A 26,108-nucleotide genomic window follows, 5' to 3' on the forward strand; every position below is an offset into this window, starting at 1 on the left:
ATTGCGTCGTCTAGCTGAGCAGTGGCCAGACCCGGTCGTCAGCCACCCCATAGAGCGCTTCGCCCGGCGCAACAGGTGCGGTCCACAACCCTGTGAACTCGCCGAATGCGGGTAGCAGCGCTCCGCTTTGCCCAAAGCGGAAGCACGGTAGCCGGAGCCGATCTTTTCCGCGTCCGCTGATGACAACGCCCGGGTGCACGTGGCCGGCAATGACGTAGCGATCCGGCACCACCTGCGGCTCATGGCATAGCGCGAATGGGCCAATCGACCAAGGCTCTTCCACCACGTTGAAGCGCAGGCCAGCAGGCGGGTCGCCCGCGTGGCGGTCGTGGTTGCCGCGGACCAGCGTGCAGGCTATGTCGGCGTGCCGTATGCGCCAGGCGACGAGCGCGTCGATTGCGCCCTGTGCCTCGCGCGCGTGGAGAAGGTCGCCCAGCCACGCAATATGTCCGACGGGCAGTCGCGCCAGCATGGCATCCAGGCGGGCGATAGCCTGGACTGTGCTTCCGGCAGGCACCGGAACGCCGCGCGCGCGGAACGTCGCCGCCTTGCCGAAGTGCGCATCGGCCACCATCAGCATGCGTTGCGCGGGCCACCAGAGCGCGCGTTCGGGCAGAAGCCATACGGTCTCGCCCGCGCAGTGGATGACGAGGTTTTGGGGAGCGCTCATAGCAGTGGAAGCGGCTTCGATATCTTGCGTGGCCTGCGGGTGCGGCGGCTGGATTTGCCCGCTGTGTCGGGCGACTCAGTCAAGCGCAACGCGGCCTGTACGTCTGTCTCGATTTCTGGCCGTGTTGCGGCATCTGGATCGGTCGGCTCGGGGCCTGCGGCACGCTCGACCTCGGCCAGCATGCGCGCGATCCGATCCGCCAGCTTCTCGGTCGAGAGTTGCTCGCGAAAACGCTCCACCATCAACGGAAAGCCGAACGGCGAAGGCCGGGTCAGCGCGCACAGTTCAAGCCGCAAACCACGCATGCGGATGAGGGCGGATTCAATGCGGTCGAGGTCCAGTTCTTGGCGCAGCACTTCCGTTTCTGCTTGCGACAGCAGCAGGTTGCCGGGGTCGTGGCGCCGGAACACTTCATAGAACAAGCCGGACGACGCCTGCAACTGGCGGGTGCTTTTATGCGCGCCGGGGTAGCCCTGGAACACCAGCCCCGATACGCGTGCGATCTCACGAAAGCGACGCTGCGCGAGTTCTCCGGCGTTGAGGCTGGCCAGCACATCCTGCAGGAGCGTGTGGGTGGAAAAGAGTTCGCCGCTGGCCAGCAACGCGGGCCAGTCGATGGGCGTGGCCGACAGGAGTTCGAGGCCGTAGTCGTTGAACGCCAGGGAAAACGTGGCCGGCGTGCGATTGGCGGCGCGCCAGCCCAGCAAGCTTGCCAGCCCGAGGTGGGCATGCCGCCCGGCAAACGGGTAGAGAAAGAGATGCCAGCCCTCGCGGGAGTGCAGGGTTTCGGCCACCAGCGTTGCGGTGGTGGGCAGCGCAGACCAGCGCGCCTGCAGCTCCAGCAGCGGGCGCGCGGCTTCCATTTCGGGGCTGTCGAAACGCGCATGTGCCGCCGCATCAAGCTGCGCCACCACCGCGTGCGCCAGCTCGGTGGAAAGCGGCATGCGACCACCGTTCCAGCGGGGCACGGCAGCACGTTTGCCGGTGGCAAGCCGCACATAGGCCGTCATGTCCTGCACGCGCACCAGTTCCAGCAGGCGGCCCGCAAACAGGAAGTTGTCGCCAGGGCGCAGCCGGGCAATGAAACCTTCCTCGATCGACCCCAGGGCACCGCCGCCGGAAGCACGCCACCAGCGCACGGTCATCGTTGCATCGCTGACGATGGTGCCGATGCTCATGCGGTGCCGCCGCGCGAGCCGAGCATCGGGCACGCGCCAGACCCCGTGTTCATCTGGCGTGACGCGGTGGTAGTCGGGATATGCGGTGAGCGAGTGGCCGCCTTGTCGCACGAAGTCGAGCGCCCATTGCCACTCGTCGTCGCGCAAGTCTCGGTAGGCCCAGGCGCGGCGCACTTCTTCCAGAAGCGCGTTGGGCACGAAGCCGCCGCCCAGCGCCACCGTCACCAGATGCTGGACCAGCACATCGAGCGGCTTGTGCGGCGAGGTGCGGGCTTCCACGTGGCCCGACATGGCGGCCGCGCGCGCGGCCGCACCTTCCACGAGTTCAAGGCTATGCGTGGGCACCACCGTTACGCGAGAGGGCCGGCCCGGCGCGTGGCCCGATCGCCCTGCACGCTGCAACAGCCGCGCCACGCCCTTGGGTGAGCCGATCTGCAGGACGCGTTCCACCGGCAGAAAGTCGACGCCCAAATCGAGGCTTGACGTGCAGAACACCGCCTTGAGCATGCCTTGCTTGAGCCCGGTCTCGACCCAGTCGCGCGTTGAGCGGTCCAGTGAGCCGTGATGCAACGCAATCAGCCCCGCCCATTCCGGCCGCGCATTGATGACGGCCTGGTACCACAGCTCCGCCTGCGAGCGCGTATTGAGAAAAACCAACGCGGTGCGGGCACTTTCCAACTCCTCAAGCACGTGGGGCAGCATCGCCATGCCCAGGTGTCCGGCCCACGGAAACCGGCCTACGCCATCCGGCAGCAACGTATCAATCTCCATGCGCTTGGGCAGGTGGCCTTGCACCAGCGTTCCGGTGGTGGGGTTCCCGGCATCGCTGAGCGCATCCATGGCTTCCGGCAGGTTGCCCAGCGTGGCGGAAAGCCCCCACACGACGAGCCCCGGCGACCACGCGCGCAATCGTGCCAGCGCCAATTGCACCTGCACGCCACGCTTGTTGCCGACCAGTTCGTGCCATTCATCCACGATGACCACGCGCACCGAGCCAAGCGCTTCACGGGCGTCAGCACGCGCGAGTAGCAACGACAGGCTTTCGGGTGTTGTCACCAGGGCGGTGGGCAAACGGCGCGATTGCGCGGCACGCTCGGCGCTGCCGGTGTCGCCGGTGCGCAAGCCCAGAGTCCAGTGCGGTGCCAGCGCCTGTGCAGCTTCGTTCAATGCGCGCGTGGTGTCGGCCGCCAGCGCGCGCATGGGTGCAAGCCATAGCACCGACAACGGTGGCGCGCCGCCGCGCCCGCGCACTTGCGCCAACCGCTGCAGCGCGCCGAGCCACACCGCATAGGTTTTGCCCGCACCCGTGGTGGCGTGCAGCAGGCCCGATTCCCCGCGCGCCATTGCCGACCACACGGCGCGCTGGAACGGCATTGGCGCCCAGCCGCGCGCGGCAAACCATGCATCAAGATCGGGCATTGCGGGTTCGTTCATGACGGCGGCAGCAGGCTTTCCAGCGTCTGCAAGGTATCAGCTTCGGCAACGGGCTTGTCATGGCGCCAGCGCAGCATGCGCGGAAACCGCACAGCGATGCCGCTCTTGTGGCGCGCGCTGCGTGCAATGCCTTCAAAGCCGAGTTCGAACACCAGGGTGGGCGCTACGCTGCGCACTGGGCCGAAGCTCTCCACCGTGGTTTTGCGGATCAACGCGTCGACCTGGCGGATCTCTGCGTCGCTCAGGCCGGAGTACGCCTTGGCAAAGGGCACCAGCTTGCGCTCGGGCACCTCGGGCGGTGCATCCCATACGGCAAAGGTGTAGTCGGTGTACAGGCTCGCGCGCCGGCCGTGGCCACGCTGCGCATAGATCAGGACGGCATCGACCGAGAACGGATCGATCTTCCACTTCCACCACACGCCCACATCCTTGGTGCGCCCCACGCCGTAGCGTGCGTCGCGCCGCTTGAGCATCAGCCCCTCCACGCCAAGCTCGCGGGAGGCTTCACGCTGCTGCGCAAGATGCTGCCAGTCGTCGCCTTGAAGCAGCGGAGACAGCTCCAGCGCCGGATGGATGCATTCGGCAATCACACGTTCGAGTTGCGCGCGCCGTTCGCTTTGCGTGCGCTCGCGCAAATCCTGCCCCTGCCATTCGAGTAGGTCATACGCCAGCAGCACTGCCGGTGCTTCTCGCAGCACGCGCGCGTTCAGCGTTTTGCGGCCGATGCGTTGCTGAAGCAGCGCAAAGGGCTGCACGCGGCCCGCTTGCCACACCACGATCTCGCCATCGAGCACGGTGCCCGAGGGCAATACCTCCGCCATGGCGGACAGCTCGGGAAAACGATCGGTGATGAGCTCTTCGCCGCGCGACCACAGCCATGCGCGGTCGGCGCGGCGCACGAGTTGCGCGCGGATGCCATCCCACTTCCATTCGATTTGCCATTCAGTGGGTGGGCCAAGCAGTGTGTCGAAGGCTTGCGCGTCGGCCTGCAGCGGATGCGCAAGAAAGAACGGATACGGGTGCCCGGTATCGAGCGCATGGCCATCGGCACTGGCATCGGCCAGCAGCGCGCGATAGCGCTCGGGGGTGGGTGCCTGGCCGATGTCGGTATAGCCCATCAGCCGTTGCGCCACGTGCTTGGGGTCGGTGCCGCCCACTTCGGCCAGCGCGCGCGTGACGAGAAATTTTGACACCCCCACACGAAACGCCCCCGTGATCAGCTTCATCAACACCAGCCGCGCTTGCAGCGGAAGGCCCCGGCACAGTTCCGCAAGGCGAGGCAGCACCACCTCGGGCGGCTGACCACGCAATGGCAGCAGGCGCGCTTCCATCCACTCGGCCAGGCTGGTGTCGTCTGCATGATCCGCATCGGGCAGGACCAGGGCGATCGTCTCCGCCAGGTCGCCTACGGCTTGGTAGCACTCGTCAAACAGCCATTCGGGCAGGCCGGATGTGGTCTGGGCAAAGCTTGCGAGCACACGCACGGGCACCAACTGGCGGGGCTTGCCGCCGGCCAGGAAGTAGACCGCCCAGGCGGCATCGGCATCGGGCGCGGTGCGCAGGTAGGCCACCAGTGCGGCCAACTTGCCGTTGCTCGATGTGGTGGCGTCGAGCTGCGCGTACAGATCGGCAAAGGCTTTCATGGCGCGGGCGGTTCCACTGGCGCGGACGTGTCGCGTGCTTCGGCTGCATCGCCTTCTTCGCCGTCGTCGCCATATTCGGTGGCGAAGGCGCGCGCATCCAGGCCACGCTCGCACAGCCAGCGCACCATCGGCGCCACCTGCCCGTGCGTGACATAGACCCGCGTGGCGCCCGTGGCATCAATGGCTTGCTGCAAGCCAGGCCAGTCTGCGTGATCGGACAGCACGATACCGCGGTCGACGCCGCGCCGCCGGCGTGCCCCGCGAAGCTGCATCCAGCCGCTGGCAAAGGCATCGGCATAGTCACCAAAACGGCGCATCCACGGCGTGCGTTGGGCGGAGGGTGGCGCCAGCACGAGCGCGCGTCGCAATTCAGTGCGGGGCACGTCGGTCGCCAGTTGCGTGGGTGGGAGCGCTACGCCCGCGTGCCGATAGGCGGCGTCTAACTGCAGCATGGCGCCGTGCGAAACAATTGGCCCGATGCCGGTATCGAGCCCCGACAGAATGCGCTGGGCCTTGCCGAACGCATAGCAGAACACGACGCTCGCGCGGCCAGCTTCGGCATTGCCGCGCCACCATGCGTTGAGCTGCGCAAAGATCTCGGTCTGCGGCCGCCAGCGGTAGATCGGCAGTCCGAATGTGGATTCGGTGATGAATGTGTTGCAGCGCACCGGCTCGAACGGCGTGCAGGTGCGATCCGCCTCGACCTTGTAGTCGCCGGACACGACCCACACGTCGCCGCCGTATTCCAGCCGCACCTGCGCGGACCCGAGCACGTGCCCCGCCGGATGAAAGCTCAACCGGACGCCGTGATGGACGATGGATTCCCCGTACGGCAGCGTCTGCAGGGGGATGTCGTCACCCAGGCGCGCACGCAGCACACCCGCACCAGGCGCGGCAGCGAGGTAATGCTGGTGCCCGATGCGGGCGTGGTCACTGTGGGCGTGCGTGATGACGGCTCGGTCAACCGGCCGCCAAGGGTCAATGTAGAAGTCGCCTACTGGGCAGTACAGGCCTTTGGGCGTTGTCACGATCAGTTCTGCTGCGCTGGTCATCACTCGCTCTCATTTGAGACCCCTATCAGGTTTTGGCGACAACATTAACGCAATGGCTGCTTATGCGCAGGCTCGCCACGCATGTCGGCCGGGCCGCCGGGGCCTGCGGCGTAGACAGATCAGGCGCGGAGGCCGGCATGGTGTCCGGATATCGCGACAAGGAGCGTTTTGCGGTCTTCGGTAGGGCCGCTGGAGCGACGTCTGGCGATGCCGGGCGCGGCTCAGTAGGCTGCGCAAGCGAAAGTCCGCTGCCGCCCGTCGATGCCAGGAAGAGCAGCCAACCTGCTGCTGTTCGCTTTGTCACTCGTAATGCGTGATGCATGCGTGGCCTCCGTTGCGCTCCGTGGGCGGAAGCAGCCGGCATGCCAGGGTTCCTCGCCGGTGGCGCGGAGCGGTTGGCTGCCAGGCAGCGGCGGCGGTTGGCCATTTCTTCAATGGAGGGGGAAAAAAGGACGATCGGCGGCTTTGGAGCGCCGGAAAACCCGTGAGCGTCATTTCTCACGTGCTGCGCGACAGATTTAGAGGTTGATCTGTATCAGCCAGCGAAGGGCAGCATCGGCTTACCGTGGATGGCTATTAGAAAAAGCCATCCAATAGGCTGAAAACGGGGAAACGTCATGCTTGAACAACAACCAGACGAAGTGGTCGCCGCCACGCTTTGGGAACTGGAGTCCTCAGTGTCCCGTGCATTACCCAGAGGGGCGCTCGTCAATTCGGCTCGTGCCAATTGCGGTGGCTACGACGTGGCAGCGAAGTGGACGATGTCTACAGTCCGTGGCAATCGGCAGGAATGCACGTTAGCGGTGCATTTCGGTGTGGCTGAGGCCAAGGCGTACTGCCGACTGAATCATCCAAGACGGGAAGAGATCTGTCGGCGGGTCAGCGAATGGTTGTCCGTCCAGTTGGAATTCCAGGGCGGAGAACAGTGCGCAGACACGGGCTACGACCTGGTGCTCACCGTGCCAAACGCCTTCTTTCTTGATGAGAGAGACGCCATTCGTGTGGGGCGGCAGGACCGAGAACACGATTTTTCGCTCCATCGGGGCGCATCCCTGCCGCCGTTGACTTGAGCGGCAGTTCTATCGACAGGTTTTTGAGGTGTGTCTGTCCACCGATCGGCTTTCTAAACGCCGGTTGATTGTGCGCCGTCAAGGCATAGGAGCGCGCAGCGGCTACCTTCGAATAGCGGCCCGTGAGTGTGGGCGCGCGGAAATGCGGAGGCCTTATGCGCGAGCGGATCAACGAAGCCGAAAGGACTTGTCTACGTGAACTCCAAGATGCGCTAACAGAAACGCTGCCTCGTCGGGCCGTCTTGCGGCTTGAGGGCGATGAACTGGGCGGAATAGATGTACACGCGTGGTGGATAGTAGAAGGCCCGCGGGGCGACAAGCAGGTCAATTCATTTTCATTTCACCTGACGGAGTTGATGTTGCAGGTCTACTTTCACCAGTCCAGCGACGCTCGAGCAAGTACCTGCGGGCGATTGAAGGATTGGGCGAACTGGGCGCTCGAGGGCGCAGAAGAGACTGGCGACAACGATATGGGCTTCGATATCTGCGCGCTTGTACCGGGAGGCATCTTTCGTCCGAGCGTTGATCTACAGCGGTCCTGATGGCGCGATGGGAGGGCGATACCGGCTTTGTCATTGCAGCCGTGTCCACGGTGCAGGTTGAATCGTTTTTTCCAGGCGCTGGCAGGGCAATTTTTTCCCACCAGCGGAAGCACGTGACTGCGGTAAAAACCCAGATTCGCCGTTGCTATGGAGCCTCGCTGCTCTCTGATGCGGTTTCCGTGACAGCAACGTCGTCGGAGAATTCGTAACGACCCTTGCCGTGGCCCTTCGCGCGATAGAGCGCGTCATCTGCGGCCGAAAACACCACGGCCCCATCGACGTTGTGGCTCAGCCGTGCCACGCCAACGCTGCAGCCGAGTTCAATGACGACCTCGCCAAACTTGTAGGGCCGTGCGCCAATTGAAACGATCCGGCCGGCGAGCTTATGTAACGCGTCGTCGTTCACCGGCCCGACGATGACGGCAAATTCGTCGCCGCCGAAGCGCGCAACAAAATCGGATGGACGTGTGACGGTGCGCAGGCGATCGGCAAATGCACGCAGCACCTCGTCGCCTGTTGCGTGCCCGTAAGTGTCGTTGACGCGCTTGAACCCGTCGAGGTCGATGAGGAGCAGGGCGCCCAGTTCGCGGCGGTTGTCGGAAGAAAGTGCTTTCTCCATCTGGTTGTCAAAGCCGGCGCGGTTCAGCAGACCCGTGAGGTGGTCCGTCATCGACAGGGCTTTCAGGCGGACCTCTTTCTCTTTGCGGGCGGTGATGTCCGTGACAAGGATGTGCACGCCGATGACGGTGCCGTCGGCCCGGAACTGTGGAACATACTGAACTTCCTGGTACGTGAGCGAGGAACCGATGCGCTCCTCGCGCTCGAATCTTTGAGGGTTACCCGCCAGCGCCTTTTCCAATGGCTCTCGCAGGCGCTCGTAAGCGGCCAGGCCCACGACCTCGGCAACGGTCTTACCGACAAGACTCGAACGTGACATGCCCATCTCGCTCGCATAGGCGGCGTTCACAAACTCGTAACGACCGTCAGCGCCCACGAACAGCACTTGCCCCGGCATTGCGTCTGTGACGGTCTGCAAAGTCTCCGCGTTGCGTTGGACGGCTTCCTTCGCCGCTTTTTCGGCACGAATGTCCCGCATGAGGGCGGAGTAGTGGTCTAGCTTGCCGGCGGAGTCTCGATGAACGATGACGGTGTGGGCCACGGGAACCACTTCACGCTTGGCGTTGTATGCAAGCGTTTCCCCCATCCACATGCCGGATCTCAGGGCGGTCGGAACCACGACGTCCTTCAGGAACTGTACTGTTTCTGGCGGGTGGTAGTCGGTAATGGTTGTTTCGCTGATGGCCTTGTCGGCCGGTATGCCTGCGAAGGCCCGCCCAGCGGGGTTGATGTAGGTCAGCTGCCCGTAACGGTCTGTTTGGGCGATGAAGTCCGGCGTGGCTTCCAGGATCGACATCAGTGCGCCGATTGCTTGTTCGGCACGTACACGTTGTGTGATGTCTTCGATGACCCCGACATATCCTTGGGCTGCCCCGTCAACCACAACAGGTGCAGCTGTCACCGATATCTGGCGCTCTGGCTCGCCCGGTATGGAGAAGCGCTGCAGGTCGCGAAAGACGAGGCCGGCTTCCCTGGAAGCATCCCATGCGCGCTCTGCCCGCTCTTTGTCTTCTGGAGCGAGCCTGTCACGCCATGAGTCTGCAAGCGCGTCTTCCTTGGACAGGCCCAGGATGCTGCAGTACGCATTGTTGACGTATGTCGTGCGGCCATCGTTGCGTGTTCGGAAAAATCCAAGCGGGGACGCGTCGTTGACGGCTTCGAGTTCCGCCCGCTGCTGTACGACCTGTCCCATGAGGGCGCGCAGGCTGCGCACGATAGAGTCGATTTCAGGGGATGCATGTCCGACGTCGAGCGTGGTGAGCCCATCCCATTCGCAGTGATCGGCCCGACGCAAAGCCACGTGCAGCCGATGCAATGGACGCAGCAGCAACTGCATGCCACCCCAGACGGAACATGCGACCAGGGCAATCAGGAACAGCGAGGCCCATCCCAGTCGATGCCGCATCACGGCGAAGGGGGCATCGACTTCGCTTCTCGGGATGACCGAACCCAGCGTCCACCCCGTGGCAATGACGTTCTCCAGCGTGATCATCGGGGCTGTCTCGTCCAGTGGCTGTCCGGCAAGCGCCTTTTCGATGTCCGGCTCCGCACTGGTATTGGCCAAGAGTTTTGCGTCATCCGGATGAATGACGAATACCGGGGCATTGCCGCGCTGAACGACGAATAGATAACCGTGCTCACCGATACGGGTGGTCCGCATGTCGCCAAGGAAGTTCGGGCGAAGCAGGCTCAACGATGCGCAGAGCACGCCGATCATGTGGCCTGCGTCGTCAAAGACCGGCGCCGCAAACACGATGTTTGGCGCGCCGCCGATACGGTTACGCAACGGCGCCGAGACGGCGGCCTGTCCTACCACTACGACTTGCTTGAAGTAGTCGCGGTCATGAACGTCGACGCCGACCACCTGTTCTACGTATGGGGCGACGGCGGTGACTTTGCCGTCCATGCCAACAAGGAACACGCTGTCAAACATTCCGGCAGTCGGCGCTATGGACGCAAAGTATCGGCGAGCGTCTTGCAGAGATCCGAAGTGGACCGTGCGGGTCTGAGCTGCAGTGCGTTGAACGATGTCGAGGTAATCGTCCATGCGCTGCCTGAGGTCAGTCGCGGCATCCTTTACGAGCGCCTGTTGATGCTTCTGGATGAGTACCTGAATGTCTGAGCGGAACTTCGTCCGTTCGGCCAGGAAAGCGATGCAGAGCAGGGCCGCCACGAGGATGGTGGCCAAGAACGCGGCTTGAAATTTGAGAGTTGGCCGGATCATGCGTAGTGCTTCTTGCTCAAGGGCTCTGTCCGACTGCGGACCAGATGGACTTCGGTCTGGCACCACTCATACGCGCGGGTCGCGCGTTGCGTCAGATGTGCAGATTGGCGCCTAGATTTACTGCGCCAGCGGTTCTTCCGTTGCGGAGAGGAATGGGCCCTCGATGGATTCTTCGCCAGATCTGCCTGCACCTCGACATGGTGGCGGGCACCGCAACTCGTGCTTGTGGTGTGCCCCTGCTTCAATCGACGCAAGCAACGAAAACCTTAGCAGGGCGAGCGAATTGTTTGATCTGCGTCAAGTCGCGCGAGCGTGTTCGCTGGCGGTAAGCAGCCACTCACTGGCTTTTGCCAGCCTGTGCACTTTCACTTCTGAGCGGCCGTACTGCGAACCGGTCAACCAGGAAGTCGATCAGCGTACGCATCCAGCAATGCTGTTCCAACTTCCCCAGCACGATGCATCATGACAACCCAAGACCCTCTCACTGATCATGCAGTTTGAACGGGCCTACAGCATTGGGGCGGCGCTCTGGGCAGGCTTGCCCTGTTGAAACGCGCCGCAGCCAAGCGATGGGACGTGTCTTCCTTGCGTTAATCGTCAGCGGATGAATCCGTTTCGACAGGAGGGTTCTGGGCGATCAGATGTGTGAGACCCGCGACGCCGACGGGGGGCTCTGCGAGCCACGGGACCAGTGCGCAGTCATGTGCAAGGTCGTCGGCGACGTGGCGAATAAAGGGCACCTCGTAGGCCCCGCGCTCGCACAACACGGGATGGGTTGTCCCGCTCGCCAGAAGCGACTGGTTGATGACCCACGCATAGGGCTTGATGCCCGCGCGGACCAGGTCTTTGGCAAGGCGCTCCGCCTCGTGAACGGGAGTGGCCTCCGGCAGGGTGACGATGAGCACCCGCGTGTAACTGGCGGCGCGCAGCCGGGGCAACAACTGCCGCACCGCCTCGGGCATGTCTCCTTGCGTACGCATGACTTCCCGGTGATAAGCCTCGGCAGCATCAAGCAGCAGGATTGTGTGGCCCGTGGGGGCGGTGTCCAGCACCACGAAACCGCTCTTGCCCTCGTCCACGGTGCGGGCAAACGCTCGGAAGACGGCGATCTCCTCGGTGCACGGCGAGCGCAGGTCTTCTTCCAACATTGCGCGCCCGCCGGCGTCGAGCTGCCGGCCCGCCTTGGCGAGAACGTCTTCGGTGTATTGCCGCACTTCCTGGGATGGGTCGATGCGGGTCACGGTCAGGCCTGGTACGACGCCGTCAATGGTGGCGGCGATATGCGCGGCCGGGTCGGTGGTTGATAAAACGACTCGATGCCCCTTCTGGGCCAACGCCACGGCAATGGCCGCAGCAACGGTGGTTTTGCCGACACCGCCTTTGCCCATTGTCATGATGACGCCGTGGTCGGCGGCTGCCATGTCTTCGACCAATCTGCTCAAACCGGGCGGCAAGCGGGTTTTGGGCATGTCGCGGCGGGTCGGCAACGCGACAGTCTCGGGGTGAGCCATCTCCCGCAGCGCGTCCAGTCCAACGGTGCCGCGCGGCAGGAAGGGAATGCGTGTCTGCGGTAGCACAGCCAGCTCGGCAGGCATGTTCGCCAATGCTTCGGCCGAGCGCTGCGCCATCGCGGTCGCGACCGGGTCATCGGAGGTGGTATCCGTGAACAATCCGTTGATCGCCAGAGTCTGGTTCTGTATCCCGAGGTCGGCGAGTTCGCCGCGTGTTCGATTCGCTTCGCGCAATGACGCGGCGTCGGCGCGAGCCACCAGAACAACGGTGGTCTGGTCCGAACTGGAGAGCCGCTGGACGGTTGCGGCATACAGCGCCTTCTGTTTTTCCAGACCAGCCAGCGGGCCAAGGCAGGAGGCACCGCCTGTCGATGAGGAAATGAACTGATCCCATGCAGAAGGCAAGGTCAGCAGCCGCAGCGTGTGGCCGGTTGGCGCCGTGTCGAAAATGACATGGTCGAACTCAGCGGTAGAAGCCGGGTCACCCAGGAGCTTCGAGAACTCGTCAAACGCTGCAATCTCGACAGTGCACGCACCGGAGAATTGCTCTTCCATGCTCTGAATCGCTGCCGCCGGCAGGATGCTGCGGTAAGGCGCCACCATGCGCTCACGATAAGCGTGCGCAGCCGCCTCTGGATCAACGTTCAGCGCGAACAGACCGCTTGCGCCCGGTACGGCCGTCGGTACCTGGCCAAGGCTGACACCCAGCACTTCGTCGAGGTTGGACGCAGGGTCGGTGCTGACGATGAGCACCGACCGTCCGGACTCTGCCAGTGCCAGGCCGGTGGCACAGGACAGCGAGGTTTTGCCGACACCGCCTTTGCCAGTGAAGAACAGATAACGGGTACGGATCGAGGGCAATGTCATGACGCCTCCGCTTTAGCCGCAAGAGCCTGGCGCGCAGCCGCAACCTCCGGCTTTGACGCGCGGCTTCTCTTGCGTCGATAGCGCAATGTTGAGCTTCTGCGCCAGTTGTTGACGCGAGGGGTACATGCCGGAGGAGACAATGCGGCCATCGATGACAACGATCGGAAGGCGGTCCATGCCACCTTCCATCTCCTTGACGACGGCGGGGTTTGCCGCAAACGCTTGCGGTTCCTGGCCCAAGTTGTGGCGGGCCACCGTCACGCCGTGTCCTTCAACCCATTTCAGGTCGGCGGCGAATTGCGCCAGCACCGGGTCGACGTCGACGCCGCAGACGCCGGTCGAGCAACACATCGCCGGATCAAAAATTTCCAGTTTCATCATGATGTCCTCATCTCAAGAAGCCGTCTTGGGGCACTGGCACACGTCAGTGAAATAAGCATGGAGCGACCAACGCGCCAAGGTGTTGAGCGGCAACAAATTCTGGTGCATCGCCTTGGAAGATGCCGGCAAATGTATTGGTTAAAGCACGCAGCAACGATCAATCGATCTGCAAAGCGAACTGTGCAGACATTGCCTCTTCGGCAGTTGAGCGGGGTCAACTTCGCGCGCGACCGTCCGCTGTCCAAAAGAGCGAGTCGTACTTAACTTGACTGAAGGCGGTCGTTTGGCGAGCGCTCTAAGGGCGTACAGCTTTGTGGTGCGGGAGGGGAGACCTATGACAAGCGAACCAGAAAATCCGGACGAGCTCATTCAAGTCAAAGCAGTTCTCCGGCGGAACTTGGCTTCCACGGGCGCAATTGCGGCGCGCATGGTGGTGCTGATGAAGTTTCGCGACGCGGTATTGCCTTGCCTGTCTCCTGCAGCCGCGGATGCCGCGCTCGAAGCGTTCAACGAAAGCCTCGAAGAGGCGATCCCGCTGGCTGCTGAGTTCGGATCATTGCCCGCATACAGCGATGCGTTCTTTGATGAAGTTTTGACTACGCGGGCTGCGCTGGAACGGCAGCAGTCAGGGGAAGGGATTCGCGACCATTGAGGCTATGGGCAGCCCCCAAGTGGCTGGCGAAGGTAGCGCCGGGGGCATAACCCGCCAGCAAATGGTCTTAGAAAGCACGATTTTTCTGAACACCCGCCTGTGAAACCGTCGCCAGTGCCTGGATGTCCAATATCTGAATTTCGCGATGATTGACTCGCAAAATGCCCTCGCGCGCGAGCGAACTGAAAATTCGACTCACGGTCTCGAGCTGCATGGCTAGGTGCTCGGCAATCTCTTCCCGACTCATGCGCAGAATAATGTGCCGATCGGAAAAGCCCCGCTCTTTCAGACGCTCCGAAAGATCGAGCAAGAAACTGGCGACGCGTTCTTCCGAGCGCATGGATCCGAGACAGAGCATCAGCCGTTGTTTGCGGCCGATGCGCGCGCTGAAGATCTGCGTAACCAGTTTTTGAATCGCACCTTCTTGCTGTGCTAACTCGGCAAGGTGCTTCCACGATACGGCGCACACCTCCGAGTCCTCCAATGCAATCGCGGTTGAGGTTCGGGTATCCGATTCGAAGCCGTCCGCGCCGAATATGTCGCCGCTCAGGTAGAACGCGGCAATCATCTCGCGGCCTTCGGCTGTGCCAAGCGTCAGCTTGAACGTGCCGTATTTCACCGCGTAGATTTCATCCAGGGGATCGCCAGAGCGGAAGATTGACTCGCCTCTCTTTACCCGGATTTTTCGCTGTGCGATGTCTTCTACCAGTGCGGCTTCACGGGCGTTCAAACCGCGCGAAAGGCAAAGGTGACCGTTCCGACACGTGGTACAGCCTTGATTGGGGGCGTTCTCGGACATGGGGGGCATTTGGGGGATGAGAATAGTGTTATCGGCCGCCGCTCACAGAACTTCATGTTGCCACGTCAGATATCGGATAAATGCCCTCAAACGTGTGGTCATTTGCGCTTTCGGTGTGATCGATCAGGCGCAGCACCCAAATTCGTTGCGCAGGTGTGTCGAGATATCGCGGGAGTTGATCCGCGTCAGTGTCTAAGCAGATGTGGCAGGTACGCTCGGACAGCTCGATACCTGTCCTGCTTCGGAACGCGGGGAACGCAATGCTGCATGCACAACTGGAAGAGACTGGAGGCACCGCCGAACGGGAGTTGGGCGCCGTGGTCGCAGCAACGTTGCCGCGAAGTGCATTTGTCAGAACATTTCGCACAAAATCCGGCGGCTACGACGTCGAAGCGGAATGGCAAACCAGCGGTCCTTATGGGCTCACAGCCAATTGCACGCTTGCGCTTCATTTCACGGGCGCAGAGATATCGACCTACACACATTTCAGTGAGCGCAAACGCGAAGAGGCGTGTCGTCGAGTTGCCGACTGGTTGAGTATTCGGCTGGAATTGCAGGCTGCGGACATGCTTTGGGACAAAGGCTTCGATATTGACGCCGTTGCGCCTTCAGCGTTCTTCGTCGACGGGTCCGGTTGCTCCAACACCTTGCAGTAGAACCGGCCTTGCTTACGATTCGGGCCAAAGATTTCACTCCTGCGCACGTGGCTCCATGTGCCTGAGCGGAACAAGCAGCGTGCGTCGTCATGATCCGTACGTAGACGGTCCGAGCTGCGCGCGACCCTTCTGGTGAATTAACCTTCGGGTCGTAGATAGGCGGCAAATGGTCCACTTCGGCGTTGTCAAATAGACAGTGACGTTGTCTATTTGACAGCAGGTGCACAAGTGAACCCCTCTCTTAGGGCAGTAGACTTTTCCTCATGGGATTACTTGAAATCCACGACGGTGGATGTCTTCGCCTGTTCGGGCCCGTAGAGATCTGGCAACGGCAGCGGATCGCATTTGGAAGCGAGCGCGTTTTCCGCTCACCCACCATCTCACAGGAGCCGCTCGTCGGTGAACACGGTTTGGTTCTTGCCGGAGGTCTTCGCGCGATACATCGCACTATCTGCGCGACGCAAGATGGCAGGAATGTCGAGCGGCTCGCCCCGCGTGTCGGTTGAGAACAGATAGATGCCGATGCTGGCCGACACAGAAACAGGATGCCCATCAACGGTTTGAATCGCATTCAGTACCGATTGGACATCATCTGCAATGGCTTGCGCGTCTGTCTTGCTACAAAGGTCGCGCGCCAAAATAACAAACTCGTCGCCTCCCAGGCGGGAGAGCGTATCGCCCCGGCGCATGCGAGCTTGCAAGGCTTGGGCAAAGCGTTGCAGCAGCAAGTCTCCTACTCCGTGCCCATACGCGTCGTTGACTTGTTTGAAGCCGTCCAAATCAATGAGTAACAGAGCCGTTCGTTCCGCTTCGCCATCTTGACCACAAAGGACGCGCGCGATGGCCTTCTCAAGGCTCTTGCGATTGTTCAGACCAGTCAAAGGGTCAGTAGCGGCTCGCTTCTCAAGCCTGTTGACCAACACTGACAAATATATGGAGGTGGCGGTAACGCCAAAGGCGATGCCCAGCGCGGCGGAAAAATTCTCCTCCCACCACGGTGCCCATTGCATGAGCGCCGCAATGCCAGCAAGCGCGACAGTGCAGGAGAGTGCCAACATGCGTTTGCCATGGCGGCACCCTGCGCCTACCAAAAACCAGAAGAAAGCCCAGAGCATGGGCAATGCTATCCGGCCTCCTGCGGCAAGAATCATCACCACCGAAGCCTGATCCATGACGGTGGTCGTGACTAACCGCGTGCGCGATGGGCCAGACAGTGCATTGACAGCCAAATATGTACCGACGCTGAATGCGACATAAAAAAGACATGCCAATAGCGTTCGGTAGGCCTCAGGCGTTGGTTGGATGAGCGCAACGACTCCATAGGCCAGGAAGGATAGTGGGCCCAGGTAGATCCGCAACACCGCTTGCTCATATTCCGGCAGCCTTTCAACGGTGCTCAAGTGCCGGCCTCCGCTAACGCCAAGTAAGTCTGCCCATCTCATATCAACTCGCAAGCCACAACCTTTCTCGTTTTAGTCGAGTGTAGTTGATGCGTGGGCGCTGAAGTTCATCTGCCGACGTAGTTAATTGGTGGGGTTGCGCACGCGTGCAGACGCGCGCTGTTTATCCGGGTCCAGTCGTACGTACGACTCCTCTGAAGTGCGAGTTCGTCAGCGATTTCGTCTGATCGGGAGCGCGGCAAGGAGATGCGAGAAAGCGCGGACTACGTGCTCGAAGTGCCTGCTGACAATTCAAATGCCGTTCAATTCGAAGCGGCAAGTTCTGCTATCGGGCGCGCCGTCATTTGTCTCGAAACGGTCTGCGGCCACAGGGGGAACAGTATTCCGCAGTTCTCCTAGAAATGATTTTCGAGCCGTTCGCGCAGTCACGCACGCGGCTTCGAAGGAGAACGTATCGCGGCGGACTGAAGGTTGCCGAAGAGTAAGCGCGCAAGACAAAAGGCTGCCATCGGCCAGCTTTTTTTTCCGTCGGTTTTACGACCGTTTGAGGACCCGCCACGTTAAGGGCCGTCGTGCCAATAAAGCATAACTTGGCCGATCGGGACGGAATAAGGCATAACCTGTCCAAACGGATTTCTTCCCGTTGAGGCGCGCGCAATGCGGGTCTTGGGAGGTCGTAGCAGAGCTCCCCGAGTCGCGAGTTCGTCATTGGACCGTCTACCTACGGATCATGACGACGCATGCTGCTGCTCGGATCAGGCAGTAGGGCATAGAGCCACGCGCGGGGCTGAAATTTTTGGCCCTAATCGAGCTGCGTCCGACCCTTCCAATGAATTGAGTTTCGGGTCGTAGGAAGGTGCCGAATGGTCTACTTTGGCGTTCGCTAATAGACAGTGACGTTGTCTATTAGGCAGCAGGTGCACCAGTGGCCAGCCCTTACACGTGTTGCCCGATTGGCTGAACAATTAGATGCGGGTTACAGCCACCAGCTAACACCGTCGAGTGACGGAAGCGGTTTGCAGACTGTTGAGGCAATGTCTGCTATGCCCGCGTACCACCGATCAATGACTCCTACCGGCTGCGGATGTTCGCCGCGCCGGTGACCACCCCAGTCTCAAGGTGAGCTACATCTGCGGGGTTCCAAAGTCAGCATGTCGACTACGCTCGAAACGTCCCGCCGCCCCTCAGCCTTTCAGCCCGTCAGCCAAACTTGCGCGCCGCATCGCGCGCCAGGCCAGAACCGATCCCGCCGAACAGGTCGCCTTCGACGCGCCGCGCCGACGGCAGCACTTGCGCCAGTTGCTCGCGCAGCAACGGCACCCCGCTGGAGCCGCCGGCGAAGAGAATGGTATCGACCGTTTCCGCTGCGACGCCCGCCGTCTTCAGCATCGCCTGCACCGTCGAAACCGTCTTGCCGACCAGCTTCCCAATCGACTGGTCGAAGTCCTCACGCGTGACGGGCTGCTTCAGCTCGGGCGCGATGCGGTGCAGGTCGATCTCCGCCACCGGGGCGTCCGACAGCGCGATCTTCGCGGCTTCCACCTGGATGGCCAGCCAGTGGCCAGCGCGCTCGCGAATCAGGCGGATGAGGCGGTCGAGTTTTTCGGTGTCGGCAGCATCTCGGTAATTGTCCATCACCACCGTCCACGCCTTGCGCGTGTACACGTGGTTGATGGTGTGCCAGCTTGCCAGGTCGAAATACTGGCCGGACGGCATCGCCTTGCCGTTGCGCAGCGTGCTGTTCAGGCCCAGTAGCGGCATCACGCTGGCTAGGCTCAAGGCGCGGTCGAAGTCGGTGCCACCAATGTGAACGCCGCCGTTGGCGAGGATGTCGTCGCGGCGGTCAAGGCGTTTCGCGCGGTCGGGCGACAGGCGCACCAGCGAGAAGTCCGACGTACCGCCGCCAATGTCCGCCACCAGCACAAGTTCTTCACCGCTGATGCCGGCCTCGTAGTCGAACGCGGCGGCGATGGGCTCGTACTGGAAGGCGATCTCGTCAAAGCCGGCGTCGCGCGCGATTTCCGACAACGTGTCTTCGGCGAGCTGGTCGGCCTTGGGATCTTCGTCGATGAAGAACACGGGGCGGCCCAGCACGGCGCGGCGGAATTCATGGCCGGCGGCGCGCTCGGCGCGCCTCTTGAGTTCGCCGATGAAATGCGCCAGCAGCTTGCGGAAGGGCATGGCCTGCCCCATGACCTCGGTGCTGTCGTCCATCATCGACGTGCCGAGCAGGCTCTTGAGCGAGCGCATCAGGCGGCCCTCGTAGCCGGCAAGATAGTCGGTCAGCGCGGCACGGCCGTAGCTGACCAGCGGGTCTTCGGCGTGAAAGAAGATGACGGAAGGCAGGGTGACCTTGCCGTCTTCGAGCGGCAGCAGGGTGGGTGCGTCCGATCTCAGCCAGCCGACGGTGGAGTTGGACGTGCCGAAATCAACGCCGCAAGCGTTTGACATCATAGGATTGTGGCTTTTCGAGTGCAGCCGGAGGCATGCGCCTGCACGGGATATCAGGAGCGGGCGCCACCGGTGAAGGGGCGCTATTGTAGTGGTTTTGTGCGACGGATTCCCGCCGGCCGACACCTGAAAACAAGTGGCCATGCTGTCTCATCGCACAACGCAGCGCGCCCCGCGTCGAACGTTGGGCTGGGGCGATATTCGTAGTCGACTTGTTGCGATGCAGGGGGACCTGGTACCCGTGGGCGTGGCTGAGGCGGCGCGGCGTCTCAATGTCGATGTACGTCAGATTTACCAGAACGCAAACAAAGAGGCTCGCGTGCTGGCGGAGCGCTGGCGGCAGCATATGCGACGCCGGGGCGAGCAGAGCGAGGAAAGGGCCCGAGACGCGATTGATGCTGCATGTCAGGACATCCTCAGTGAAAGGAAGGCGATCAATCTTCGCGAGATAAGAAAGCGTGTCCCGCAAGAGGTGCTTGGCAGCGTTAAAGGTGTTATCACCTTGCTGCAGGAAGCGCGGGATCGTATCGAGGCGGACTGAAGGTCACCGAAGAGTAAGAGTTCAAGACAAAAGCCGGCAATTGGCCGGCTTTTTTGCCCGTCGGTTTTGCGACCGTTTGAGGACTTGCTCGTCAAGGTGCGCCGTGCCGATAAAGCATAACGTGGCCGATCAGGTAAACAACCATAACCTGTCCAGATGGCCACTTTATGCTTAACGGCCCCAGTCGTGCCGTCAACGCACAGAACGCAGGTATGGCAGAGCGGCGGGTGTCACCGACGCCAGGGGACAACTCACGTTTTGCCGGGCTAGTTCTTTTTGCGAATTGCTGCCATTCCGTCCACCGCGCTCTCGCTAATTAGGAGTTATCTCATCATGAAGAATTGCACCCCGATTCTTGCGTCACTCGCCCTCTTGGCCGCGACGCCCGTATTCGCTGCTGAAGCCGGCTCCGCAACCGTCACCGCAGCAGCAGCGAGCGAAAAGATGTCACACGGAGAAATCAAGAAAGTCGACACTTCGGCGGGCAAGCTGATCATTAAGCACGGCCCTCTGGAGAACCCGGGCATGGACGGCATGACGATGGTCTTCCGCGTCAAAGATCCAGCCATGCTTCAGCAGGTCTCGGTCGGCGACAAGATTGATTTCGTTGCCGAACAGGTCAACGGCGCGCTAACTGTGGCCAAGATTCAAAAGAGCAAGTAATCGGCAGGCCGGCTCGAGCCGACCTGTCTTCCATAGGCCACCAACTAAAGGACAATCATGAACGCCCACTTCGAGAAATCACTGGTCAGCTTGACCGCTGCCATCGCTATCGCCCCCGCTATCGCTTTCGCACACGGGAAACTTGAAAGCGCCGAGCCCGCCCCCGGCAGCACGGTGTCATCGGTCACCAGCCCGTTGCGCATGACCTTTAACGAGGAGTTGGAACCAGCTTTCAGTACAGCACGTGTGACGGACGCAAAAGGAAGTGCCGTCAGTACGGAAAAAGCAAAGGTCCATAGCGCCAATCCCCGGTCGCTAACTCTGGGCGTACCGAAGCTCGCAGTCGGCACGTATTCAGTCGACTGGGCCGTCATGACGCACGACGGCCACAAAACGAAGGGCAAGTACAACTTCACGGTGAAGTGATGGATGAAGGCGCCTTGAACGCTGCGCGCTTTGGGTTGACGGCACTGCAGAACCTCGGTTTTGCAGTGCTTGTCGGCACTCTGTTCAGCGATAGCTGGCTTAAGCGTAGTCCGTCCGCCTGGCAAGCGGGTGTCACCCTGACGCTTGCGATGACGTTCCGGGTCGCCGCCATTGCGGCGCTCACAGCCAGCGTTCTCTATTTTTGGATTCACTGCGCCCAGATGGCAGATGCACCGCTTTGGCAAGCGTGGCCGGCCGTCGTCTCTATGCTGCGTGCAACCGAGTTTGGGTACGCGTGGGCAGCCTCAGCACTTCTCCTGCTTACCGTGGTGGCGTTGGCCTTTTGCCCATGGGAGGGCCAATCGCGAAGCCTTCGTGGTGCACTGTGGATAGCGCTTCTAGCAGCAGCGCTAGCGCGCAGCCACGGCGGCCATCCGGTTGATGCTGGCGCATTCAGCCTGCCCGTCTGGATAGATTGGGCACACCTGCTGGCAATCAGCGCATGGGTAGGCCTCGTTTATGCCGCGGCGTTCATTGTGATGCCTCGTCTCATTGGCCAGTCGGCAGCGGACCGGAGCAACGGCGCAAAGTATGTCCAGGCACTGTCGAATGCGGCCACTTATGCGCTCGCCGTGCTCGTTGTCACAGGAACATATAACGGGTGGAGAAGTGTTGACCAACCCGCCAACTTGCTAGGCACAACCTACGGAAGACTGCTGCTGTTGAAGCTTGCGTTTGTTTTCAGCGCGGCGGCGCTCGGTGCGCACAACCGCTTTTTCGAGATGCCCGACCTCCTTGCAGCGCTCAAGCAATCAAGCGCCGTCGATACCGCGCGAACCAACCGGCGGTTTGTTGGCGTACTGCGCATTGAAGCGGTTGTACTGACAGTGGCCATTCTCGTCGCCGCTGTCCTGGTCGCGAGCCCTTTGCCGGGAACCGAGTAACGCTCATCACGAGGGCGCGACTCGTCGGGGTACGTGCGACGCGGCGCAGCAGCCGGGCTTGACCTTCCCTGCGTAGGAAGGTCAATCATCTGTTTTGGGTCAAAGAACGAAGCTGCCTGCCAATCGGCAGCAAGGCACAGACGATACCGTTTCTATAATCGTTATGCGGCGCTGATTCACCTGCGATGGCGTCTCAAACCAAGAGGAGTTGCGCGCAATGGAAGAGCATCGTCACCTTCAAGGTGAGGGACACAGCCACATGCATCATGGCGGCCATTCGCACGCCGGGCACGAACATCACGAGCACGAAGCCAAGCCGACTGAACAGGCCGAGAAAGACCCCGTGTGTGGCATGACGGTCAGCGCCAATTCGCAGTTCAGTGTCGAGCACCAAGGCAAAACCTATCGCTTTTGCAGCGAAAAATGCGAAGGTAAGTTTGTTGCTGAGCCACAGAAGTATGTGTCGCCGCCGGCTGGAGCAGCGATACCAGCGCAAGACCAAGACGGGACCATCTACACCTGTCCGATGCACCCGGAAATCCGGCAGAACCGCCCTGGCAATTGCCCCATCTGCGGGATGACACTTGAGCCGGTTATCCCGGAGCTGAATGAGGAAGAGAATCCGGAGCTCGCAGATTTCCAGCGACGCTTCTGGTGGACCCTGCCGCTGACCGCTGTCGTTTTCATTCTGGCCATGTTCGGACATCGATATGGCTGGATGGAAGCGTCTGTTCAGAGCTGGGTGGAACTGGTGCTGGCAACGCCAGTCGTGCTCTGGGCCGGATATCCATTCTTTCAGCGATGTGTGCAGTCATTTATCCAGCGCAGCCCGAATATGTGGACGCTCATCGGGCTTGGTACCGGCGCTGCATATGTATACAGCGTGGTTGCGACGGTGGCTCCGGGCGTATTCCCAGAAACCTTTGCAGCTCACGGGCGTATCGGCGTGTATTTCGAAGCCGCCGCAGTCATCATCTCGCTGACCTTGGTCGGACAGGTACTCGAGCTGCGGGCGCGCTCCCAAACCTCCGCCGCCATCAAGTCTCTTCTTGGCTTGGCACCGAAAACAGCACGCCGCATCAAGCCAGACGGTAGCGAGGAAGACGTTCCCTTGAGCCACGTGCATGTTGGCGACCGACTGCGCGTGCGGCCAGGCGAAAAAGTCCCCGTCGATGGTGTCGTCATTGAAGGCACCAGCTCGCTTGACGAGTCCATGATTACAGGCGAGCCCATCCCTATCACCAAACGGGTAGGCGACCATGTGATTGGCGCCACGATGAATGCCTCTGGCAGCCTGGTGATCGAATCCGAGAAAGTCGGTTCTCAAACTGTCCTGTCCCAGATTGTGCAGATGGTGGCCCAGGCACAGCGGTCGAAGGCACCCATGCAACGGATGGCCGACAAGGTAGCCGGCGTGTTCGTGATTGCGGTGGTTACCGTTGCTGTACTCACGTTCTTCGCCTGGGGCATTTTTGGGCCTCAGCCGAGTTGGGTATATGGCCTCATCAACGCCGTTGCGGTGCTCATCATTGCCTGCCCTTGCGCCCTAGGTCTTGCAACACCCATGTCCATCATGGTTGCCAGTGGCAAAGGCGCGACCAACGGCGTCTTGTTCCGCGACGCCGCAGCCATTGAGAACTTGCGCAAGGTCGACACGCTCATCGTCGACAAAACAGGAACGCTTACTGAAGGCAAGCCAGCCTTCGAGCGCAGTATTGGTGCCAATGGGTTTTCTGACCTTGAGGTTCTGCGGCTCGCCGCCAGCCTGGACCAGGGAAGCGAACACCCATTGGCCGCCACGATTGTAGAAGCGGCACGCCAGCAGAACCTGGCGCTCGACAAGGCCGAGAACTTCGAATCGAGCACTGGTATCGGCGTGCGCGGCACCGTCGCGGGGAAGAAGCTCGCCCTGGGCAATACCGCACTGATGGAAGCCGAGAGAGTTTCGGCTGCCATGTTGGCCCAACCTGCCGACGAATTACGGTCGCACGGGGCTAGCGTCATGTATCTGGCCCTTGACGGGACGCTGGCGGGGCTGCTGGCGGTATCTGACCCGGTCAAGGCGACCACTGAAGAAGCGCTCAAGCACCTCAAGGAGAAAGGCATCCGTGTCGTGATGGCGACCGGAGACGGTGTGGTAACCGCCAAGGCCGTCGCCGAAAAACTCGGCATCTCCGAGTTCCATGGCGAGGTCAAGCCTGCGGACAAACTGGCGCTGGTGAGCAAGTTCCAAAGCGAGGGCCGCGTGGTTGCCATGGCCGGCGACGGTATCAACGATGCTCCCGCGCTGGCCAAAGCCGATGTTGGCATCGCCATGGGAACCGGCACAGATGTGGCCATGAACAGTGCACAGGTCACCTTGGTCAAAGGCGACCTGCGAGGCATTTCCAGGGCGCGTCAGTTGTCCGAAGCCACTATCGCAAACATGAAGCAGAACCTCGGTTTTGCCTTCGTCTACAACGCGTTGGGCGTACCCTTGGCGGCAGGCGTGCTCTACAGTGCGACAGGCCTGCTTCTGTCCCCGATGATTGCCGCCCTTGCTATGAGCCTGAGTTCAGTATCCGTCGTCTCCAACGCCCTGCGCTTGAGGCGCACAGAAATCTGATTCGAGCTATTTGGCGATGGCACCGCTGTGCAGATGCTTTTCGTCATATGGAAACACAACGTCGGCCTGGGGCTGAACCAAGCTGTCGTCCTTGCCGGCATAGTGGAGGCGGTGCAGCATATCCTTGATAACTGTCAGCCGAGCAACGCGCTTGTCGTCAGTCGGATCGGCTGGCATTCCGCCAGCCCATTGCAACAACCTCGAATTCTCAGTATTGGCTTTGGGAGATTCCGCAGGTTGACCCTCGTCAACCAACCCAGACCGCCTTGGGGCGACGAACTCTCATCAAGCCTTGATGAGTGTCAACCTGGGCGAGAGCCACGCGCCTACGATGACGCATAGACCGTTGCGATTGCTGAACAGTCCGTTTCCGTTGGCTGGGCAGAGTCCAAGGAGGTGCGCATGACTCGTCTCTGGGTGTTCCTGGTCGCCCTGATTACGCTCGGTTTGTCTGGTTGCGGATACAACACGATTCAGCTCCAGGATGAGCAAGTCAAAGCGAGTTGGTCAGAAGTTGTGAACCAGTACCAACGCCGCGCAGACTTGGTGCCGAACCTCGTTAACACCGTGAAAGGCTATGCCAGCCACGAGCGAGAGGTGCTCACGCAGGTGACGGAGGCGCGTGCCCGGGTCGGTGCAATTCAAGTCACCCCTGAGACGCTCAGCAGCCCGCAGGCTTTCGCGCAATATCAAGCGGCCCAGCAGCAGCTGTCAGGAACACTCGCGCGGCTGCTGGCTGTCTCGGAGAACTATCCGCAGTTGAAGGCAGATGCAGGGTTCCGGGAATTGCAGTCTCAGTTGGAGGGTACCGAGAACCGGATAGCCGTTGCCCGAAACCGTTATATCCAGGCAGTCCAGGCGTACAACATCACGATTCGGGTATTTCCGTCGAATCTCACCGCCATGGCGTTCGGCTACCGAGAGAAACCAAATTTCTCAGTGGCGAATGAAGCAACCATCGCAACGCCACCGCAAGTCGATTTCGGGACAGCCGCGAGTAACCCCAGCGGCAGCAGCAAATGACCTGCCTCAGATTCTTGCGCGGGCTCTTGATATTGACAGCCGCGTTGCTCGCGCTCGGTGCGTTTGCCGACGTTCCGGTTCCATCCTTAACTGCACGCGTGACCGATCTCACCGGCACGCTGACCCGCGCGCAACTGGCTTCGCTTGAGCAAAAGCTCCAACAGTTCGAAGATGAAAAGGGAAGTCAGGTCGCAGTGCTAATGGTTCCCACAAGCGAGCCGGAAACTATTGAGCAGTATTCGATACGTGTGGTGGAGCAATGGAAACTCGGGCGCAAAGGCACGGATGATGGAGCGTTGCTCATCATTGCGAAGGACGACCACACCGTCCGCATTGAAGTCGGTTACGGAATCGAAGGTGTGCTGACCGACGCTATCAGCAGCCGCATCATCAGAGAAGACATCATTCCCCGGTTCAAGGAAGGCAACTTCTTCGGGGGTGTGGATGCGGGCATAGACCGCATCATGAGCGTCATTCGGGGCGAGGCGTTGCCGCCACCAAAACATGCAAGTAGTGAAGGCGCAGAAGCGATTCGTCGGCTATTGCCGGCGATTCTTGTGCTCACTGTGGTCTTGGGCGGAGCGCTGCGAGCATTTCTCGGGCGAGGGGCTGGCGCCGTCGTCACCGGGGGAGTTGTGGGTGTCATTGGCTGGCTTTTGTCTGGCGCCATCTTTGTCGGCCTGATGGCTGGTGCCGTCGCGCTCTTCTTCACGCTGGTGGGCGGCACACCGATGGGCTGGCGCAGCGGCAGCGGGTGG

Annotated in this window: 22 protein-coding genes; 11 read left to right on the top strand and 11 right to left on the bottom strand. The window is 61.3% G+C overall.

What is annotated here, in order from left to right; all coding sequences use genetic code 11:
* Positions 1-10 precede the first annotated feature (10 nt).
* Genes pdeM through ACCD03_RS11245 form a run of 4 tightly spaced genes read right to left on the bottom strand, consistent with a single transcriptional unit; the run spans position 11 to position 5,977 of the window.
* Positions 11-670 carry a ligase-associated DNA damage response endonuclease PdeM gene (gene pdeM / locus ACCD03_RS11230; protein ID WP_413411567.1) on the bottom strand — a complete coding sequence of 220 codons (660 nt, stop codon included), beginning with the start codon at positions 668-670 and terminating at the stop codon, positions 11-13.
* The gene (locus ACCD03_RS11235) at positions 667-3,282 is read right to left on the bottom strand and encodes a ligase-associated DNA damage response DEXH box helicase (protein WP_413411568.1); all 2,616 of its coding nucleotides are present in this window, start codon (positions 3,280-3,282) and stop codon (positions 667-669) included. Before ACCD03_RS11235 ends, pdeM begins: the two co-directional genes overlap by 4 nt.
* Positions 3,279-4,925 carry an ATP-dependent DNA ligase gene (locus ACCD03_RS11240; RefSeq protein WP_413411569.1) on the bottom strand — a complete coding sequence of 549 codons (1,647 nt, stop codon included), beginning with the start codon at positions 4,923-4,925 and terminating at the stop codon, positions 3,279-3,281. Before ACCD03_RS11240 ends, ACCD03_RS11235 begins: the two co-directional genes overlap by 4 nt.
* On the bottom strand, positions 4,922-5,977 hold the full coding sequence (locus tag ACCD03_RS11245) for a ligase-associated DNA damage response exonuclease (protein ID WP_413411570.1): 1,056 nt from the start codon (positions 5,975-5,977) through the stop codon (positions 4,922-4,924). The genes ACCD03_RS11240 and ACCD03_RS11245 overlap by 4 nt, the downstream gene beginning before the upstream one ends.
* A 617-nt stretch (positions 5,978-6,594) precedes the next feature.
* On the opposite strand from ACCD03_RS11245, the gene ACCD03_RS11250 reads away from it, so the two are divergent.
* Positions 6,595-7,047, top strand: coding sequence for a hypothetical protein (locus tag ACCD03_RS11250; protein ID WP_082076019.1), 453 nt, complete (start codon positions 6,595-6,597; stop codon positions 7,045-7,047).
* A gap of 155 nt (positions 7,048-7,202) precedes the next feature.
* Positions 7,203-7,589 carry a hypothetical protein gene (locus ACCD03_RS11255; RefSeq protein WP_045203385.1) on the top strand — a complete coding sequence of 129 codons (387 nt, stop codon included), beginning with the start codon at positions 7,203-7,205 and terminating at the stop codon, positions 7,587-7,589.
* A gap of 145 nt (positions 7,590-7,734) precedes the next feature.
* Here the strand turns inward: ACCD03_RS11255 and ACCD03_RS11260 are convergent, their stop codons facing one another.
* The 3 genes from ACCD03_RS11260 to arsD all read right to left on the bottom strand — a co-directional run bounded on the left by ACCD03_RS11260 (position 7,735) and on the right by arsD (position 13,190).
* Positions 7,735-10,395: a PAS domain-containing protein gene (locus tag ACCD03_RS11260; protein ID WP_413411571.1), complete on the bottom strand. Its 2,661-nt coding sequence runs from the start codon at positions 10,393-10,395 to the stop codon at positions 7,735-7,737.
* A 626-nt stretch (positions 10,396-11,021) separates the two neighbouring features.
* Positions 11,022-12,809, bottom strand: a complete 1,788-nt coding sequence (gene arsA / locus ACCD03_RS11265; RefSeq protein WP_413411572.1) for an arsenical pump-driving ATPase — start codon at positions 12,807-12,809, stop codon at positions 11,022-11,024.
* A 12-nt stretch (positions 12,810-12,821) separates the two neighbouring features.
* Positions 12,822-13,190, bottom strand: coding sequence for an arsenite efflux transporter metallochaperone ArsD (gene arsD, locus ACCD03_RS11270; RefSeq protein ID WP_413411573.1), 369 nt, complete (start codon positions 13,188-13,190; stop codon positions 12,822-12,824).
* Positions 13,191-13,524: 334 nt separating this feature from the next.
* Here arsD and ACCD03_RS11275 point away from each other — a divergent pair, with 334 nt between their 5' ends.
* Positions 13,525-13,842: a hypothetical protein gene (locus ACCD03_RS11275; protein WP_413411574.1), complete on the top strand. Its 318-nt coding sequence runs from the start codon at positions 13,525-13,527 to the stop codon at positions 13,840-13,842.
* Between the two features lie 67 nt (positions 13,843-13,909).
* Here the strand turns inward: ACCD03_RS11275 and ACCD03_RS11280 are convergent, their stop codons facing one another.
* A complete protein-coding gene (locus ACCD03_RS11280) occupies positions 13,910-14,641 on the bottom strand; it encodes a helix-turn-helix domain-containing protein (protein WP_253541587.1) in 732 nt (243 codons plus the stop codon).
* A gap of 260 nt (positions 14,642-14,901) precedes the next feature.
* On the opposite strand from ACCD03_RS11280, the gene ACCD03_RS11285 reads away from it, so the two are divergent.
* The gene (locus tag ACCD03_RS11285) at positions 14,902-15,297 is read left to right on the top strand and encodes a hypothetical protein (protein ID WP_413411575.1); all 396 of its coding nucleotides are present in this window, start codon (positions 14,902-14,904) and stop codon (positions 15,295-15,297) included.
* Between the two features lie 380 nt (positions 15,298-15,677).
* On the opposite strand, the gene ACCD03_RS11290 is transcribed toward ACCD03_RS11285, so the two are convergent.
* Together ACCD03_RS11290 and ACCD03_RS11295 are read right to left on the bottom strand one after the other, a co-directional pair.
* Positions 15,678-16,697, bottom strand: coding sequence for a GGDEF domain-containing protein (locus ACCD03_RS11290; protein ID WP_413411576.1), 1,020 nt, complete (start codon positions 16,695-16,697; stop codon positions 15,678-15,680).
* A 1,200-nt stretch (positions 16,698-17,897) separates the two neighbouring features.
* Complete coding sequence (locus tag ACCD03_RS11295) at positions 17,898-19,151, bottom strand: Hsp70 family protein (RefSeq protein WP_253541590.1); 1,254 nt, start codon at positions 19,149-19,151, stop codon at positions 17,898-17,900.
* Between the two features lie 139 nt (positions 19,152-19,290).
* On the opposite strand from ACCD03_RS11295, the gene ACCD03_RS11300 reads away from it, so the two are divergent.
* From ACCD03_RS11300 to ACCD03_RS11320, 5 genes are all read left to right on the top strand, one after another.
* Positions 19,291-19,689 (top strand): hypothetical protein, encoded by a 399-nt coding sequence (locus ACCD03_RS11300; RefSeq protein WP_413411577.1) that lies wholly within the window; start codon positions 19,291-19,293, stop codon positions 19,687-19,689.
* Between the two features lie 333 nt (positions 19,690-20,022).
* A complete protein-coding gene (locus tag ACCD03_RS11305) occupies positions 20,023-20,352 on the top strand; it encodes a copper-binding protein (RefSeq protein WP_413411578.1) in 330 nt (109 codons plus the stop codon).
* Positions 20,353-20,409: 57 nt separating this feature from the next.
* The gene (locus tag ACCD03_RS11310) at positions 20,410-20,778 is read left to right on the top strand and encodes a copper resistance protein CopC (RefSeq protein ID WP_413411579.1); all 369 of its coding nucleotides are present in this window, start codon (positions 20,410-20,412) and stop codon (positions 20,776-20,778) included.
* A complete protein-coding gene (locus ACCD03_RS11315) occupies positions 20,778-21,722 on the top strand; it encodes a copper resistance D family protein (protein ID WP_413411580.1) in 945 nt (314 codons plus the stop codon). The genes ACCD03_RS11310 and ACCD03_RS11315 overlap by 1 nt, the downstream gene beginning before the upstream one ends.
* A 217-nt stretch (positions 21,723-21,939) precedes the next feature.
* Complete coding sequence (locus ACCD03_RS11320; protein WP_413411581.1) at positions 21,940-24,327, top strand: heavy metal translocating P-type ATPase; 2,388 nt, start codon at positions 21,940-21,942, stop codon at positions 24,325-24,327.
* A 6-nt stretch (positions 24,328-24,333) separates the two neighbouring features.
* Here the strand turns inward: ACCD03_RS11320 and ACCD03_RS11325 are convergent, their stop codons facing one another.
* Positions 24,334-24,504: a hypothetical protein gene (locus ACCD03_RS11325; RefSeq protein ID WP_413411582.1), complete on the bottom strand. Its 171-nt coding sequence runs from the start codon at positions 24,502-24,504 to the stop codon at positions 24,334-24,336.
* A gap of 225 nt (positions 24,505-24,729) precedes the next feature.
* Here ACCD03_RS11325 and ACCD03_RS11330 point away from each other — a divergent pair, with 225 nt between their 5' ends.
* Together ACCD03_RS11330 and ACCD03_RS11335 are read left to right on the top strand one after the other, a co-directional pair.
* A complete protein-coding gene (locus tag ACCD03_RS11330) occupies positions 24,730-25,350 on the top strand; it encodes a LemA family protein (RefSeq protein ID WP_316676173.1) in 621 nt (206 codons plus the stop codon).
* Positions 25,347-26,108 (top strand): TPM domain-containing protein (locus ACCD03_RS11335; RefSeq protein WP_413411583.1); only part of this gene is annotated, 762 nt, incomplete at its 3' end. The genes ACCD03_RS11330 and ACCD03_RS11335, both read left to right, overlap by 4 nt.

The organism is Ralstonia sp. Ralssp135 (genome assembly GCF_047304345.1).
GTDB lineage: Bacteria > Pseudomonadota > Gammaproteobacteria > Burkholderiales > Burkholderiaceae > Ralstonia > Ralstonia chuxiongensis.